Source organism: Emticicia sp., from assembly GCF_049241225.1.
Classification (GTDB): Bacteria; Bacteroidota; Bacteroidia; order Cytophagales; family Spirosomataceae; genus Emticicia.
This window is the reverse complement of sequence record NZ_JBMLRC010000280.1, coordinates 1-1,394: the sequence shown is the minus strand read 5'-3', so window position 1 is coordinate 1,394 and position 1,394 is coordinate 1. Positions and strand designations below refer to the sequence as shown.

General features: G+C 42.9%; 1 protein-coding gene. It reads right to left on the bottom strand.

Features of this window, described 5'->3' with window-relative positions:
* Entirely contained in the window at positions 1–1,371 is a 1,371-nt protein-coding gene (locus tag ACOVO2_RS15150; protein ID WP_188770010.1) for a Gfo/Idh/MocA family protein, read from the bottom strand.
* Positions 1,372–1,394: the final 23 nt, after the last annotated feature.

The window sequence follows — 1,394 nt, the reverse complement described above, 5'->3', positions numbered from 1 at the left end:
TTAATACTTAAACGGTTTTCCGCCAGCCAAAACTTCTTGATTTTTTGCATCGAAAGTTACTTTCAAGCCTGTGCGATATGCTGCATTCGACATGATTGTAGCGATTGAGTGCGAATAACCCGCTTCTATTGGAGCGTGAGGCGTTTTACGGCTACGTACACATTCCATCCAGTTCTTGATGTGATTGAATGTCAATGGGTCGCCACCAGTGTTTGCACCTGACTCAACTTTTTGTCCTTCAAGTTTAATTTTTGGCAATAAGTTAGCCTTCAAACCCATTGCTGAGGCTTCACGCTCACGTAAGCCACCAGTATCCGAAATCTCGTTAGTGTCAAGGTTAATCATACCGCCATTTGAGTAGTATAATTCTTTTGTATCACCCGCAGCGTTTGAGAAACGACTTGTGAACTGTACTTGGAAGCCAGTAGAAGGGTCGTTTATTGGGCCGTAATCGAATACTACTGTTAACGTATCGGCGTTTGTACGGCCATCTTTCCATTGATAAATTCCACCGTTGGCAACTACACTACGTGGGTGTGGCAAGCCCGAGAACCAGTGAACTGTATCAATTTGGTGGCTCATCCATTGGCCTGGGATACCCGAAGAATAAGGCCAGAATAAACGATATTCTAAGTATTTACGTGGGTCGAACGGAACCATCGGACGATTCATCAAATAGCGTTTCCAATCAACATCCGATTCTTTCAAGTCTTTTACCAATTCTGGTCTTCTCCAACGACCTGGTTGGTTTACGTTCCACATTAATTCAACCATTACGATTGGACCAAATTTACCAGATTTAATGAAATCTTCTGCCGCAAAGTAATTTTCTCCACTACGGCGTTGTGAACCAATCTGTACGATTTTACCTGACTCTTTTACTGCTTTCAATACCGCACGGTTATCTTCCATTGTTTCGGCCAATGGTTTTTCGGTGTAGGTATCGCAACCTGCTTTTACCGCCTCGATTGTGTGCAAAGCGTGTTGAAAATCGGCAGTTGAGATAAATACGGCATCAACCATTTTAGAGTTGTAAAGTTCTTCGTTATTACGGAAAACCTTCACATCACTACCCAATTGCTTATCAAGATAAGCTTTTCCTTCTTCACGACGGCGATTCCACAAGTCAGAAAGTGCTACCATTTCAAAGTTCATACCTTTTGAAAGCTCTTTGAATGGCCCTACGTGTGAGGCACGGTGGCGGTCAGAGAAACCTACGCAACCTACACGAACACGGTCATTTGCACCGATGATTTTGCCATAACTTTTGGCCGAAAAACTGCCTGTTGGTTTTGCAAAAGCAGAGCCTCCAACGGCTACCCCCGCACTTGCAATAACCGATTTGATAATAAAATCTCTACGAGTTGTCATAGTTTTATACTGATTGAATATTT